A 13551-nucleotide genomic window follows, 5' to 3' on the forward strand; every position below is an offset into this window, starting at 1 on the left:
TACATGTTGCGCGTTGGCCTCACCGGCGGCCTGGGAAGCGGAAAGTCTACCGCAGCGAGGTTGTTCGCCGCGCTTGGGGCGCACGTGTTGCAGTCGGATGCGATCGGGCGCGAGCTGATGGAGCCTGGCCAGCCGATCTACGACGGGATGGTCGCGCACTTTGGGGCCGGTGTGGTCCGGGCCGATGGAACGCTTGATCGCGCCGCACTGGCACGCATCGCGTTCACGGAGGGTCGCGTCGAAGAGTTGAACGCAATCGCGCATCCGCTGGTGATCGCGCGCCAGATGGCGTTGACCGAGCAGATCTTTCGGCGAGAGCCTCACGCTGTCGTGATGGTGGAGTCGGCGCTGATCTTCGAGACGAACTATGGGACTGTAGACAACGCGCGATGGCAGGGCCGCTTTGACAGGATCATTATGGTGACGGCTCCGGAAGAGGTGAAGATTGCACGATTTGTAGTTCGCTCCTCGGCTGGCAAGGCTATCAGCGAACAGCAACGCACCGAACTCGAAGAGGAAGCTCGGCGCAGGCTGGCGCAGCAGATCTCCGACGACCAGAAGAGCGCCCTGTCCGACTACGTGTTGACTAATGGTGGCGCTGTGACCGAGTTGGAGTGGCAGGTCGATCAGCTTTGGCCGATCCTCGAAGCTGCGGCGTCGACGAGCGCCTGACCAGGAACATGCTGGATTGAAACTCCTAAATAATTAAATGTCCCGGGATGATGCATTTCAGTCTTCTGCCGATGAAGGGACTGTGTCAGACAAGCACACTTTATCGAAGGACAAGGAGACGGGCAGATGATCCGGCAAGCGATCAATTGCGATATCTGTGCAGCAGAGAAGCAGACGAGTAACTACTGGTTCGTTGCCTACGAACAGGGCGGCGAGCTGAAGCTCCGCGGTTGGGAGTCGCCACAGAACTCTCGCAAGGGTGCTAAGCACCTGTGTGGACAGAAGTGTGCACAGCGCATGATGGCGAACTTCATGGCTTCGCTGATGGCGACCGTTCACAACAACGAGCAGGACGCCGAGGCGGCTTTGGAGGGTTTGGATCTTGTGTCAAAGGGCGAAGAGGTAGAGGTGATCAACCGTGCCGAACGCTCCGAGCGCGTCGAAAAGACTGAACGCACGGATCGGCTCGATCGCACGGACCGCTCTCTGGTGGGTCGCGCAAACGTCGCCAGCGCAGACCTCGATGCCGAGTCCTGGGCTGGTCCGGTGCGGGTCAAAGAGGAGTCGTGGGAGGCACCGGCCAAACGTCAGCCCGAACGCGAGAATTTTCTCCACGCTCCCCGTATCAAGCCGTCCGCACTCAATCGGCTGCAGCGAATGGTGTAAGTAAATACAGGCTCAGTCCCTCCGGAAGATGTGCTGGAAGCGTAACAATCTACAAGGCTCTGATCTTCAAAAAGGCGGGACGAATCTGGTCCCGCTGCAGCACCCTTCGGACTTACCCGGTGGTCACTCTTGACGGGAGCGACGGCGTACCCCGCGTCTGAGCGGCAGAGCGCGCGGCTCGATACAATTGATTAGTCGGTTTTTACAACCGGCTATTTGAAAGTTCAGGTCGTGCTCACGATGAAATTGCGCCCCGTTCTGCTTGTGGTCCTTCTTCTTTGCGGCTTTTACTATCTGACGACCCATGTCTGGTCGACGGGAGCGGTCTCCCCGTGGCTGCATCGTGCTGTGCCAACTGCGCCGGTTACTGCGACAAGAGCTTCGACCTTGACCGGGCCGATGGGGAACTTTGAACTGACCGAGGCCAATGCGGCGCCTGCGTACGACACCGAGGAGCAGCAGAATATTGCCGTCTACAAGAAAGCTCTTCCGTCGGTGGTAAACATCACCTCGACAGCGGTGGCGTTCGACTTCTTTTATGGGCCTGTTCCGCAGCAGGGGCAAGGCTCCGGATTCATTCTGGACAAGCAGGGACACATCCTCACCAACAACCACGTGATCGACAACGCGCAGCGGGTTGAGGTCACGCTCTCGGATAAGCATAAGTACAAGGCGACGGTGGTTGGCGTCGATAAGGGGCATGATCTAGCGTTGCTGCTGATCAACAACGCACCGAACCTGCAGCCGGCGACTCTGGCTGAGTCCCAGAGCCTGACCGTTGGCCAGCGGGTCTATGCGATCGGCAATCCGTTCGGCTTGTCCGGCACAATGACCCGTGGAATCATTTCGGCGATCCGGTCGATTCGTGGCCCGAACAACAACCCTATCGAAGACGCGATCCAGACCGATGCTGCGGTGAATCCTGGAAACTCGGGTGGTCCGCTGTTGAACTCTCGCGGCGAAGTAATCGGAATTACCACGCTGATCGCAAACAACGGCGCGGACCAATCGTCGGGAATCGGGTTTGCTATTCCTGTGAATACGGCGAAGGCGGTTATCGCGGACTTTGCAAAGTATGGGCGCGTGCGCCGTCCCACGCTCGATATAGCCACTCTCGAGGTTGGCCCAGAGGTAGCAGGACAGATCGGTTTGGCTGCCGACTATGGTCTGTTGATCGAACGCGTCCTGCCGGGTGGCGCTGCGGAGAAGGCCGGCCTGCATGGAGGAACTCAACAGGCCTACCAGGGAAATGTGCCGGTGATGCTGGGCGGCGATCTGATCGTCGCAATCGACGGCCAGGAGATCACGAATGCACAGGATTTATCGGGGGCGATGAACTCGCATAAGGCAGGAGATGAGGTGACTCTCACGGTCTTCCGCGGACATAAGCGGCTCGACGTCAAAGTGAAGCTGAACGACGCGACGGAGCAGAAGGGACAAGCTGGTCGCGAGACCTAGGTGCTCTGAACGCGGGCGTCGTTGAACGGATAAAATAGTAGATGCTTCTATGGCTGATCCTGTAGTGATTGAAACCAATCCTTCGGCTGGTACCCCTGACCCGATCCATAACTGTCCCGAGTGCAGTCTGTGGCTGCCGCCGATGACGCTCGCTTGCCCCGAATGTCACACGATCGTCTATGCGGGTCACCTGAGAGGGCTGGGGCAGCTGGCGATGTCGCAGGAGCGGGAGCAGGCCTGGCCGCGGGCGCGTGAGACATGGCAGCAGATGCTTCAGTGGTTGCCTGCGGGCACCGAGCAAAGTCAGAAGGTGGTAGCTCACCTAGCGACGATCGACGAGCGCATTCAGGGGGGTGAGCAACGTACTGCGACGTGGAAAAAGAGGCTGGGGCCGCTGGCTCCGGTTGCGTTCTTTCTGCTGAAGGCGAAGACGTTTTTGTTCGCTCTGCTAAAGTTCAAATTTCTCCTGAGCTTCTTCGCTTTCTTTGGGCTGTACTGGGCGCTGTTTGGGTGGAGATTCGGCCTGGGTTTCGCTGTGTCCATCTTGATCCACGAGCTCGGCCACTACATCGCGGCGCGGCGGCGTGGGCTGAAGGCGGATCTGCCTGTGTTCCTGCCTGGGCTGGGGGCTTACGTGCGGTGGTACAGCATGGGGATCTCGCTCGACTCGCTCTCGAGCATCGCGCTCGCAGGGCCGTTCGCCGGGTTGCTGGCGGCCGTAGCGTGCGCGGCCATCTACTATCAAACGAAAGTCGAGTTTTGGTCTGCGCTGGCCCATGCAGGCGCGTGGCTGAACCTCATCAACCTGGTTCCGGTGCTGGGTCTCGACGGCGCGCAGGCAACGCATGCGCTCAATCGTATGCAGCGTGGCCTGATCCTGGCTGCTGCCATTCTCTTCTTTGCATCTCTGCATGAAGGAGTCTTTCTCTTCATCGCAGCGGGTATGGCGTGGCGGCTCTTCACGGGCACGGCTCCTGAAAGTCCGAGCAGCGCGACGATGATTCGCTACACCCTTTTGTTATTTCTTCTGGGAGCGCTGATGGGCCTTATGCCTGAGACGATGCGGCGGTTCTAACTCCGTCAGGATTTGCGTCGGATATAGCGGCGATCTGCAATGACATACCCTCCGCTCAGCACCGTGGAGATCGCCTCCGGATAGGTGCGGTGCTCCTGCTCGAGGATGCGAGCCGAGAGAGTTGCCTCGGTGTCGTCGTCATGAACCGGCACCGTCTTTTGCAGAATGATGACGCCGTGATCCACCGCCTCATCGACAAAGTGCACCGTGCAACCAGCCACTTTGGCTCCATACTTCAGAGCTTGCCCTTGTGCGTCGAGCCCTGGAAAGGCTGGCAGCAGCGAGGGGTGTACGTTGAGTATGCGGTTCGGAAACGCCTCGACAAATACGGGCGAGATGATGCGCATGTATCCCGCCAGGCAGACCAGATCGACCTTGTGTTGATGAAGACGCGCAATCATCTCCGCGTCATGCTCGGCACGCTTGTGGCCAGCCGAGGGGATCGCGAAGGCGGGCAGATTCAGCTCGCGTGCCGCCGCTAGCCCTGGAGCATCTTCTACGTTCGACAACACGACCGCAATCTCTGCGCCGAGCAAACGTCGTTCGTGAATAGCCTTCGCGATCGCAAGAAAGTTCGAGCCTCTGCCGGAGAGAAGAATGCCAAGTCGGTGCATGAAGGATCCCTTACTTCGATTTTAGGCGAGGCCCGCGCTCTATGTCTTCGTCGGGCATATTGTTCGAGTCAATTCATTTCTAGAAAACACGCAAGGGTTGGCGGCGGGCTCTGAAGTATGATGGCCTGAACCGTGAGGACTCCATGTGTTTTTCTGCAACCGCGAACTTTGTCGGCAGCGCCGTCCTGGGCGCGATTGGCGTAGTCACCCTGACCGAGGTGAAACACCGGCGCGAATTGCTCTTCGCGGCGATGCCTTGTCTCTTCGCATTCCATCAGTTTGTCGAAGGCTTTGTCTGGCTCGGACTAGGTGGAACTCTCTCGCCAACTGTGACCCACGACGCCGGTGCCGCTTACGTCCTGTACGCACAGGGCCTACTGCCGTTCCTGCTTCCACTTAGCGTTCTGCTGCTGGAACCGACTCGAAAGCAGCGTCGTCAAATGCTGCCATTCGCTATTTTGGGTGCCGCGCTTTCGCTCTATATTCTCTGGGGACTCATCGCTTATCCGCTCCAGGTCTCTGTGCAGGACAACAGCATCGTATACGTCAACGCAATCAGCACTACTACGCTCATCGCGATTCTTTACGTCATTGCGACCTGCGGTTCGCTTTTCTTCTCTGGCTACACTGATCTGGTCACGCTTGCATGGCTCAATCTCGTCGGCCTGCTGGTGGTGATGGTGGTCAAACGATACGCCTTCACTTCGGTCTGGTGCGCCTACGCTGCGGTCGTCAGCGTCATCATCTACTTCTTTTTTCGTCGCAGCCGTCCGCAACGCCCGTCAACCTATGCGACTGCTTGAAGAGTTCAGCCGCGGAGATAATCGGCATTACGCAAAAACCCGCTGACCACTTGCGAAGATGCAGTGATCAGCGGGCTGCGCTAGTTCTCTAGTTGTAGCTGACCTTGCGTTCGCCGCGCACGATTCGGCCAATCAGGCAGTGCCGTTCGTTCGCGCGGTTCAGAATCGCCTTGGCTTTTTTGATCTTCTCCGCTGGAATCACAGCGATCAGCCCGATTCCCATGTTGAAGGTCCGCAGCATCTCGTCCTCCTCCACATTTCCAAGCTGTTGCAGGTGCTCAAACAGCGGTGGCACGGTCCAAGATGCGCGGTCGACCAACGCACCCATGCCCTTCGGCAGAATGCGCGGCAGATTCTCTGTGATTCCACCTCCGGTGATGTGCGCCATGCCGCTTACCACGTCGGCTCCGGTCAGTTTCTTGATCACCGACAGATAACTGCGGTGGGTTCGCATCAAGGCGGCGCCGGTCTTATCTTTCAGCTCGTTGATGTACTGCTCCGGGCCATACTTTGCAACTTCAAACAGCAGCTTCCGTGCCAGCGAATATCCGTTCGTATGCAGGCCGTTTGAAGGTAGACCGACCAGAACATCCCCGATCTGAATTTGCTCTCCGGTGATGATCTTGTCGCGACTAACTGCACCGATGATTGTGCCCGCAAGGTCATATTCGCCGTCCGCATAGAAGCCTGGCATCTGAGCCGTCTCGCCGCCGATCAAAGCGCAGCCATTGGCTTTGCAAGCCTCGCTGATGCCCTGCACCACCCTCTCGATAACCATGTCTTCGAGCTTTCCGGTGGCCAGGTAATCGAGGAAGAACAACGGCGTTGCACCTTGCACTGCAATGTCGTTTACGCAGTGATTCACAAGATCCTGCCCAACGGTATGGTGAATGCCCAGGTCAAATGCGACCTTCAGCTTTGTTCCCACTCCGTCGGCGCTCGAGACCAGTACGGGGTTGGGAAACTTTTCGAGATCCAACGCAAATAAGCCCCCGAAGCCGCCGATCTCGCTCAGCACCTGTTTGTTGAAGGTCTTCCGCGCCAGCATCTTGATGCGCTGTTTGCTGCGGTCTCCCGAGGTGATGTCGACGCCGGCATCTGCATAGCTGATGCTCTTTTTCACCGTGCTCTTGGTCTTTTCTTCTGAGGATCTCTTCAAGCCAGAAGCCTTTTTCTCTGCAATTGCAGACGGCCGCGGAGAGGTTCCGGTGGGTGTGTCGTGTTCGGACGTGGGTCGGTGCGTGGCGATTGAATCAGGCGGCGGGGAGGTCTCATCCGGCAAGGTAATGCTCCATATCGTAGTGCTTGAAAAGAAGAAGTTTAGTCTAGCAGGGCGATAATCAAAGTATCGTAAAGTGCCGTTATTCGTACACGCCCAAAAGTTTTCGTCGCTGATCCAAAGGTGGTAGCGGACAGGTATCATAGCGGCCCAGGATCCGGTAGCGGAGACGAGCGACGATCCCGTAGCCGAACTCGCGGAGAGTTCTCGGCACGAGTGATAGCAGCTGCCCTAGAAGCCTCCAGGGCGTCGGGAGTAGCCGCAGGGCTCCAGCGACCGCATCGGAACGCTTGTAGAGCCGTTCCTGCGGCTTCAGGGCGTCTGTCAGCAGCACGACTCCGTCGGGGAAGGTGCGTATTTCGAAGCGACCAAGAATCTCGCGACCAAGGGAGCTTTGAAGGGGTGCGTAGCGGAGCTTCTCTTGCTGATCGTGTTTGAGCAGGAACTGCACCACGCCGTTGCATAGAGCGCAGACGCCGTCGTACAGCAATAACGCCCGGCCCTCAATCTCTGCACGTTCTGGCTCGGTCATGTCCTTATGATATGCCTCTTTATACTGTTGCTATGTCCCGTTCGCTCACTCGCTCCCGTCAGTTGCAGCTTCGTGCAGAAAGATTTTTGCCTGGAGGTGTGGACTCACCGGTGCGGGCGTTTCGCGCTGTGGGAGGAGATCCGCCGTTCGTTACCCATGCCGAGGGCGCCTATCTATTTGATGCGGATGGAAATAAATACCTCGACTTCTTTGGTTCGTGGGGTCCGATGATCCTCGGACACGCCTTTCCTTCGGTCGTCGAGGCGATTCAGAAGGCTGCTTCGCAGGGGGCGAGCTTCGGTGCCTCTACTGCGGCAGAAGCAGATTTGGCGGAACTGGTGACGCGATGCTTTCCTTCGGTCGAAAAACTGCGTTTCGTCAGCTCCGGCACAGAGGCGTGTATGTCAGCCGTTCGGTTGGCTCGCGGCTTCACTGGACGCAATTTTGTGATTAAGTTCGAGGGCTGCTACCACGGGCACTCGGACGCAATGTTGGTAAAGGCGGGTAGCGGCGTGGCCACGCTGGGAATTCCTGGGTCTGCGGGAGTGCCGGCAGAGACCGCGATGCATACACTCGCGCTGCCTTACAACGATCTTGATGCGGTGAGAGCGGCGTTTGCGGCGCGGCCGGAGGAGATTGCCTGCGTGATAGTGGAGCCGGTCGTGGGCAACGCGGGCACTATCGCTCCTGCGGCGGAGTACCTGCAGGGATTGCGGCAGATTACGGCGCAGTACGGGGCTTTGCTGATACTTGACGAGGTGATGACTGGGTTTCGTCTATCGCTTGGAGGCGCGCAGCAAGTTTATGGAGTTACACCGGATCTCACGACGCTGGGCAAGATTATTGGCGGAGGCTTGCCTTGCGGGGCGTTTGGCGGGCGCGCGGATGTGATGGAGTTTTTGGCTCCGCTGGGGCCTGTGTATCAGGCTGGAACGTTGAGTGGGAATCCGCTTGCTATGGCTGCAGGAATCGCCACTGTGAGCCATCTTATTCGGCATGAAGAAGAGATTTATAACGGCCTCGAGAGCACTACTGGTCGCATCGCTGAAGGAGTTGCGGGGGTGGCGCGGGAGGCGGGCATTTCGTTGACGATGAATCGTGTTGGGTCAATGTTTACTTGGTTTTTTACGGATAAGCCTGTTACTGATTTTGCGAGTGCGGCTACGTCGGATACGGTGGCTTTTGGGCGGTTTCATCGGGCTATGCTGGATGCGGGGGTGTGGTTGCCGCCTAGCCAGTTCGAGGCTGCGTTTGTTTCGACGGCGCATGGAGAAGCGGAGATAGGGATGGTTCTCGAAGCTGCTCGTAAGTCGTTTTCGTGAGGCGTGGGCAGAATAATTTCAAAAAAAGTTGGTGGATTTTTTCTGTGGTGAGCAGATTTTTTTCTACTGTGGTGTTTGGGCGCGAAGGTGTGGATTTGCTGGTGTTTTTGAAGGGGGTTGCGGGAAAATTGGGTGTTTGGATGTGGTTTTTTGATGGTGAAAACGTGGTGAGATGCGTGGTGGATGTGGAGTTTTAGCACCACACTTTTCGGTTTCGAAAAATACGCCAACTTTTTGAGAATTATTTTTGGTTGAGCTGGAGATTTGGCTTCGGACGCTTGTCGATGACGGATTTGTGCTGGCCACCGAATGCGAATTCGGTAGGTGGTCTCACGAAGACCGCGGAGGAGGAGCAGCAGTATGGAGACAGTCGAAAGAATCGTTACGTCGGCACCCGCAAAGACGGTCTGGCTGCTTCTCGCAGACGTCGAGCATTGGATGGACTGGACGCCAACAATTCTGGAAGTTAAGCCGCTAACGGACGGAGGATTACGGGTCGGCGCTCGATACCGCGTGACACAGCCTGGATTGCAGCCGGGAGTGTATGAAGTTACGGACTGCACGCCAAATGTGGCCTTCACGTGGGTTCAGAAACTGCTTGGAGGCGAATTGGTGGCCGCACACAGAATCGAGACCAGAGACGGCGCGACTCAGGTCGAACTCTCTTTTTCTTCGAAAGGACTTTTGACCAATATTGCGACCACACTGCTTTCCAAAAAGATTCGTGATCTCGTCGCGACAGAGGCAAGGAGCCTCAAGAATAGATGTGACGCAATGGTGAAATCGTAGCTTTTGCAGTCCAAATCACCCCGCGATCGCGGAAATCGAGCCCGCGCTTACGAGGCTTCTGCCAGTCTTTCTTTGTAGTTGCCGCTACTTTTAACGTGAGATGCGCAGAAAAGGGACCGTTGAACAATCTAGGGATCGGAACGACGGCATCCTGGATCTAAGGACGTAAATGTTCGTAAAATGGAGCTGATCTGTGACGGAGACCTCCTAAATAAATGACGACCTCAGAGACTATAGAGACCACAGGTCAATCTACGCCCTCAAAATCCGTTCCGCCCCCATCCACCACGAATCCATACGTGGGAATTTTTGCGGTCTTTTTGGGTGCGGGGCTCGCTACGCTGAGCAGCCGATTACTTAGCGTCGGTCTCCCCGATCTGCGAGGCGCCCTTGGCATCAGTTTCGATGATGCCTCCTGGCTTCCGACCGCGTTCAACATGGCGACGATCTTCAGTGGGGTATTTGTCGTCTTCCTGAACGCTTTTTGGGGTCCGCGCAGAATTCTGCTACCGGCTGCCGCGACCTTCACGGCCGCATCTTTCCTGCTGCCGTTTGCGCCGAACTACCAGGTGATGTTGGCGCTGTTGATCGTCGCAGGTCTCGCGTCCGGCACGTTCTACTCGCTTACGATGACCTTCGTGTTGACCAACCTTCCGAAGCGGCTGATCATCTTCGGGATCGCGGCGTATGCAGCGGACATTGTGTTCGTCAGTAACATTGCGACACTGCTCGAGGGATGGTACGTCGATCATCTTTCCTGGCACTGGATCTTCTGGACGGCCGCGCTATTCACCCCAGTGATGATGGTATGTATCTATTTCGGAATTCCGCGCCGGATCAATACAGAACCCAGGCTGAATTGGCGCGGGTTTACTTACTTCAGCTTGAGCCTTGCTCTTTTGTACGGGGCACTGGATCAAGGACAGCGGCTGGACTGGCTGAACTCCGGCACTATCGTCGCGATGGTTGTTGCGGGACTCTTTCTGTTTGGGGCGACCATCGTGAGACGCATGGTGCAGCCCAATCCAGAGGTGAACCTCAAGTTTCTGTGCACTCGGAACATCATCATCCTGGCCCTGTCCATCTTCGTGTTCAAGTTCATGCACCTGGCTGCGATTGTGCTCGTACCAGGGTTCCTCAGCAACATTCAACACTACCGTCCGCTGGAGACCGGACACACGCTTGCCTGGGTGGCCCTGCCGATGTTCGCGGTGGTGTGGCTGGTGGCCACAATCATCATCCACGGGAACTCGCGGCTGGTCCTGGCGCTTGGACTAACCGTGGGAGCGGTATGCTGCTGGCTTTGGTCACACGTGGATACTTCGTGGTCTGGGAGTAGTTTCGAAATCGTGGAGCTTCTGTTCTCTCTCGGATTGGCAGGCGCATACATCGGATTGGTGAGCAGCATTGTGCTGGAGGCGCTCGAAGCGGGCGCTTTGACAAGCGCCGCCAACGCCGCTACGTTCTCCGGATTCATGCACCTGATGCGACTCTTTGGCGGCCAGGTCGGCGTAGCTGCTTTGACTCACTTCATTGCGGTGCGGGAGCAGTTTCACTCCAATATGCTGGGACTTTATGTGCAAAAGGGCAGCTGGCTTACCAATCACCGGCTGCTAATGCTGGCAGGCGGAGCACTGCCGCAATCCACTGGTAAGCAAGAGGCTCTGCAACGTGCAGCAACTGTTCTTGGCCTGCAGGTGCGGGCGCAGGCGTATACGCTGGCGACGTCAGATGGATTTGTCCTGATCGTGTTGGTCGTGATTGTTTATCTCCTTATCATGCTGCTTCTAGAGCCAGGAAAGATCACCTTCAAAGCCCTCAGCAAGATGCAGTGAATCAAGCATCGATGTGACCGAAGATATTCGTTACTGACTAGCCGGTAGAAGGTTGATGCGACTGCGCTAGCCAAATAGTGCGGCCACCGCAGTTTCGATCTTCATCAACGTTCTCTGTGACATGAAATCCATGATCTTCAAGAAGGTTTCGGTATTCGGCGGAATCGAGACTGGCATGGTAGAGCGGTTCTCCCTGAAACACACCGATGGCCTCGGCGTGGGAAGAGCCAGAGGTAAACATAAGAGCAGTGCCTGATTTGGCGTGTGCGCGGAAGATGGGGAACATCCGTCTTTGATCGTCGTGGTTGAGATGGAAGAAGCTGTCCCATGCCAGAATGCCGTCGAAGGTCTCAGCGAGAGAGAGCTTTCGCATATCTTGTACGAGCGCACGCTGGTTGGGAAGCCGGTCCCGAAACATGCGCACCATCTTCTCAGACGAATCGACGCCTGTTATCGAGTGCCCCTGCGCGGTGAGGTAGGTGGCGATAGGCTCTCCGGCACCGCATCCACAATCAAGGATGTTTGCGGGCGACGGGACTAGAGCACAGAAGCGGTCGAGCCAGCTCTTCTCAGGGAAACTCCGTTCCCGCAGGCGAGCTTGGACCCACGTCTCGGCGTGTTTTTCATACAGGTCGATGATGTGGTCTTCAAGCATACTCATCGATCATAGAAGCGTAGAGTTTTAGGATCACATTTTATAGTTTGGAAGATGCTGTGTTGCGAGGACCGTCCTCCTTATCAGGAGCTAAATGTGAAGATAAGAAAGCTTGTGACTTTTTTTGCTGGGGCGCTTTGTTTAGGGACGATGTTTTTGAGTGGACCGAATATGTCTGCACAGCAAAGCAACGAACGGGTGGTGCGAATCGCGGAGCTGGAGATCGATCCCGCACATTTGGATGCTTATAAAGCCGCGTTACGACAAGAGATTGCGGCTTCCATTCAAAAAGAGGCTGGCGTTCTGGCGCTTTACGCGGTAGCTGTGAAGGATCAGTCAAACCAGATTAGGCTCTTTGAGATTTACGCAAATACGGGTGCTTATCAGGCGCACCTGCAGTCTGATCATTTCAAAAAATATAAGAGCGAGACTGCCCATATGGTCAAGTCGTTGCGGCTGATCGAAACCGAACCGGTCTTGCTTGGTGCAAAGTAAGTTCAGGCAGACTGTGTGGCTGCGGGTTTTGGTTCCATCCAGATCTTTCCGACTGTCATCAGGACTACGAGCATGGCGGCGCAGAGGGCGAAGACCGGACGCACGCCGATGTAATGGGTGAGAATGCCGGAGAGGACAAGGCCTGAGATCTGCGCGGTGAAGATGATGGACATGAAGGTGGAGCCTACGCGGCCCATCAGCTCTGGGGGCGTGGCTTTCTGGAAGAGAGTTTGCGAGGGAACGATGATTCCTGCGACTGAGAAGCCGATGATGAGGTTGCCGAGGATGGTCGACCAGAGGTGAGGCAGCAGCGTGAGGATGACGAGACCGACGGCGATGCCGCATAGGCCGGAGTAGACGAGGAGCGTGTCCTTTAATTTTTTGCCGAAGGTGTTGAGGCCGTTGATGCCGATGAGCATTCCGAGGCCGATCATGGCGGAGGCGATGGCGAAGGACTTGGTGGATGCGTGGAGGGAGTCGCGCACGTAGATTGCGATGAGCGGGCCGAAGCAGCCGAGAACGAACATGCCCGCTGCCATGGCTAGGATGACGAAGAGCAGGGCTGCGTGGTGCACGATGAAGTCGATGCCTTGTTTCATGTCGAGCCACACTTTGCCGATTGCGGAGCTGCCTGCTGCATCGGTTGTTGGCGCGGCTGCTTTTGGTCCGGGGGCCAGGAAGGTGACGGAGGCGATCAGCAAGGCGGAGCCGACGAAGCTGACGGAGTCGAAGGCGTAGCAGCTGCGGGCTCCGAGATAGGAGACCATGAGGCCGGCGATGGCAGGGCCGATGATGCGCATGCCGAACATGACCTGCTGCATGAGCGCGTTGGCGGAGCGGAGGCCGTGTAGTGGGACTGCGGAGCGGATGGCGACTCCCTGGGCCGGGCCGAAGAAGCTGGAGATGACGCTGATGGCGGCGAGGATCGCGTAGAAGTGCCAGATCTGCGTGGCGAAGATGAGCAGGAGGCAGAGGCCCGCGCGGATAGAGTCGCTTGAGACCATGGTGGGCTTGAGCGGCCAGCGGTCGACGAAGACTCCGGCCAGGATGCCGAGGACCGCGATGGGGAGCATGTAGGCGATCTGGACGCCGGTGACCTGCTGGGCGTTGGCGTGCAACTTGAAGGTGATGACGTTGATGACGGCGAAGAGGGCGAGGAAGTCGCCGAAGACGGAGATGATCTGCGCGTACCAGAGACGGCGCATCATGGGGACGCGCAGGACATCGCCCATGGATAACGGGGCGGGGAGTTCGGGATCGATGACGGGATTCTGCTGGGCCGCGGTGGGGTTTGCGGTTGTGCTCATCGGGATTCCTTTTGGGTGATGCTAAATAGTACGGGATTGGGTGGAGTCA

General features: G+C 57.1%; 15 protein-coding genes. 10 read left to right on the top strand and 5 right to left on the bottom strand.

Translation table 11 applies throughout. The annotated features are described in order from the left end of the window. Nucleotides 1–3 precede the first annotated feature (3 nt). From coaE to RBB77_RS05050, 4 genes are all read left to right on the top strand, one after another. Nucleotides 4–672 (top strand): dephospho-CoA kinase, encoded by a 669-nt coding sequence (gene coaE, locus RBB77_RS05035; RefSeq protein WP_353065195.1) that lies wholly within the window; start codon nt 4–6, stop codon nt 670–672. 126 nt (nt 673–798) lie between these two features. After that, nucleotides 799–1338 carry a hypothetical protein gene (locus tag RBB77_RS05040; RefSeq protein ID WP_353065197.1) on the top strand — a complete coding sequence of 180 codons (540 nt, stop codon included), beginning with the start codon at nt 799–801 and terminating at the stop codon, nt 1336–1338. A gap of 240 nt (nt 1339–1578) precedes the next feature. Further along, nucleotides 1579–2796: a S1C family serine protease gene (locus RBB77_RS05045; RefSeq protein ID WP_353065199.1), complete on the top strand. Its 1218-nt coding sequence runs from the start codon at nt 1579–1581 to the stop codon at nt 2794–2796. A gap of 49 nt (nt 2797–2845) precedes the next feature. Continuing rightward, entirely contained in the window at nt 2846–3871 is a 1026-nt protein-coding gene (locus tag RBB77_RS05050; protein WP_353065201.1) for a site-2 protease family protein, read from the top strand. A 5-nt stretch (nt 3872–3876) separates the two neighbouring features. On the opposite strand, the gene purN is transcribed toward RBB77_RS05050, so the two are convergent. Then, nucleotides 3877–4485, bottom strand: coding sequence for a phosphoribosylglycinamide formyltransferase (purN, locus tag RBB77_RS05055; RefSeq protein ID WP_353065202.1), 609 nt, complete (start codon nt 4483–4485; stop codon nt 3877–3879). 143 nt (nt 4486–4628) lie between these two features. Between purN and RBB77_RS05060 the strand changes: the two genes are divergently transcribed. Then, complete coding sequence (locus tag RBB77_RS05060) at nt 4629–5288, top strand: DUF6629 family protein (protein WP_353065204.1); 660 nt, start codon at nt 4629–4631, stop codon at nt 5286–5288. Nucleotides 5289–5376: 88 nt separating this feature from the next. On the opposite strand, the gene purM is transcribed toward RBB77_RS05060, so the two are convergent. Both purM and RBB77_RS05070 read right to left on the bottom strand, forming a co-directional pair. Beyond that, the gene (gene purM, locus RBB77_RS05065; RefSeq protein WP_353065206.1) at nt 5377–6447 is read right to left on the bottom strand and encodes a phosphoribosylformylglycinamidine cyclo-ligase; all 1071 of its coding nucleotides are present in this window, start codon (nt 6445–6447) and stop codon (nt 5377–5379) included. Nucleotides 6448–6649: 202 nt separating this feature from the next. Continuing rightward, nucleotides 6650–7099 carry a thiol-disulfide oxidoreductase DCC family protein gene (locus RBB77_RS05070; protein WP_353065207.1) on the bottom strand — a complete coding sequence of 150 codons (450 nt, stop codon included), beginning with the start codon at nt 7097–7099 and terminating at the stop codon, nt 6650–6652. Between the two features lie 32 nt (nt 7100–7131). Here RBB77_RS05070 and hemL point away from each other — a divergent pair, with 32 nt between their 5' ends. From hemL to RBB77_RS05090, 4 genes are all read left to right on the top strand, one after another. After that, the gene (hemL, locus tag RBB77_RS05075) at nt 7132–8421 is read left to right on the top strand and encodes a glutamate-1-semialdehyde 2,1-aminomutase (RefSeq protein WP_353065209.1); all 1290 of its coding nucleotides are present in this window, start codon (nt 7132–7134) and stop codon (nt 8419–8421) included. Nucleotides 8422–8468: 47 nt separating this feature from the next. Next, complete coding sequence (locus tag RBB77_RS05080; protein ID WP_353065211.1) at nt 8469–8618, top strand: hypothetical protein; 150 nt, start codon at nt 8469–8471, stop codon at nt 8616–8618. Nucleotides 8619–8781: 163 nt separating this feature from the next. Further along, a complete protein-coding gene (locus RBB77_RS05085; RefSeq protein WP_353065213.1) occupies nt 8782–9210 on the top strand; it encodes an SRPBCC family protein in 429 nt (142 codons plus the stop codon). Between the two features lie 215 nt (nt 9211–9425). After that, nucleotides 9426–11045 (top strand): MFS transporter, encoded by a 1620-nt coding sequence (locus RBB77_RS05090; RefSeq protein WP_353065215.1) that lies wholly within the window; start codon nt 9426–9428, stop codon nt 11043–11045. A 37-nt stretch (nt 11046–11082) separates the two neighbouring features. Here the strand turns inward: RBB77_RS05090 and RBB77_RS05095 are convergent, their stop codons facing one another. Further along, complete coding sequence (locus tag RBB77_RS05095) at nt 11083–11700, bottom strand: class I SAM-dependent DNA methyltransferase (RefSeq protein WP_353065217.1); 618 nt, start codon at nt 11698–11700, stop codon at nt 11083–11085. Nucleotides 11701–11796: 96 nt separating this feature from the next. On the opposite strand from RBB77_RS05095, the gene RBB77_RS05100 reads away from it, so the two are divergent. Further along, a complete protein-coding gene (locus tag RBB77_RS05100) occupies nt 11797–12195 on the top strand; it encodes a putative quinol monooxygenase (protein WP_353065219.1) in 399 nt (132 codons plus the stop codon). A 2-nt stretch (nt 12196–12197) separates the two neighbouring features. On the opposite strand, the gene RBB77_RS05105 is transcribed toward RBB77_RS05100, so the two are convergent. Continuing rightward, complete coding sequence (locus RBB77_RS05105) at nt 12198–13502, bottom strand: MFS transporter (RefSeq protein ID WP_353065220.1); 1305 nt, start codon at nt 13500–13502, stop codon at nt 12198–12200. Nucleotides 13503–13551: the final 49 nt, after the last annotated feature.

This window comes from Tunturibacter psychrotolerans (assembly GCF_040359615.1).
GTDB classification, from domain to species: Bacteria; Acidobacteriota; Terriglobia; order Terriglobales; family Acidobacteriaceae; genus Edaphobacter; species Edaphobacter psychrotolerans.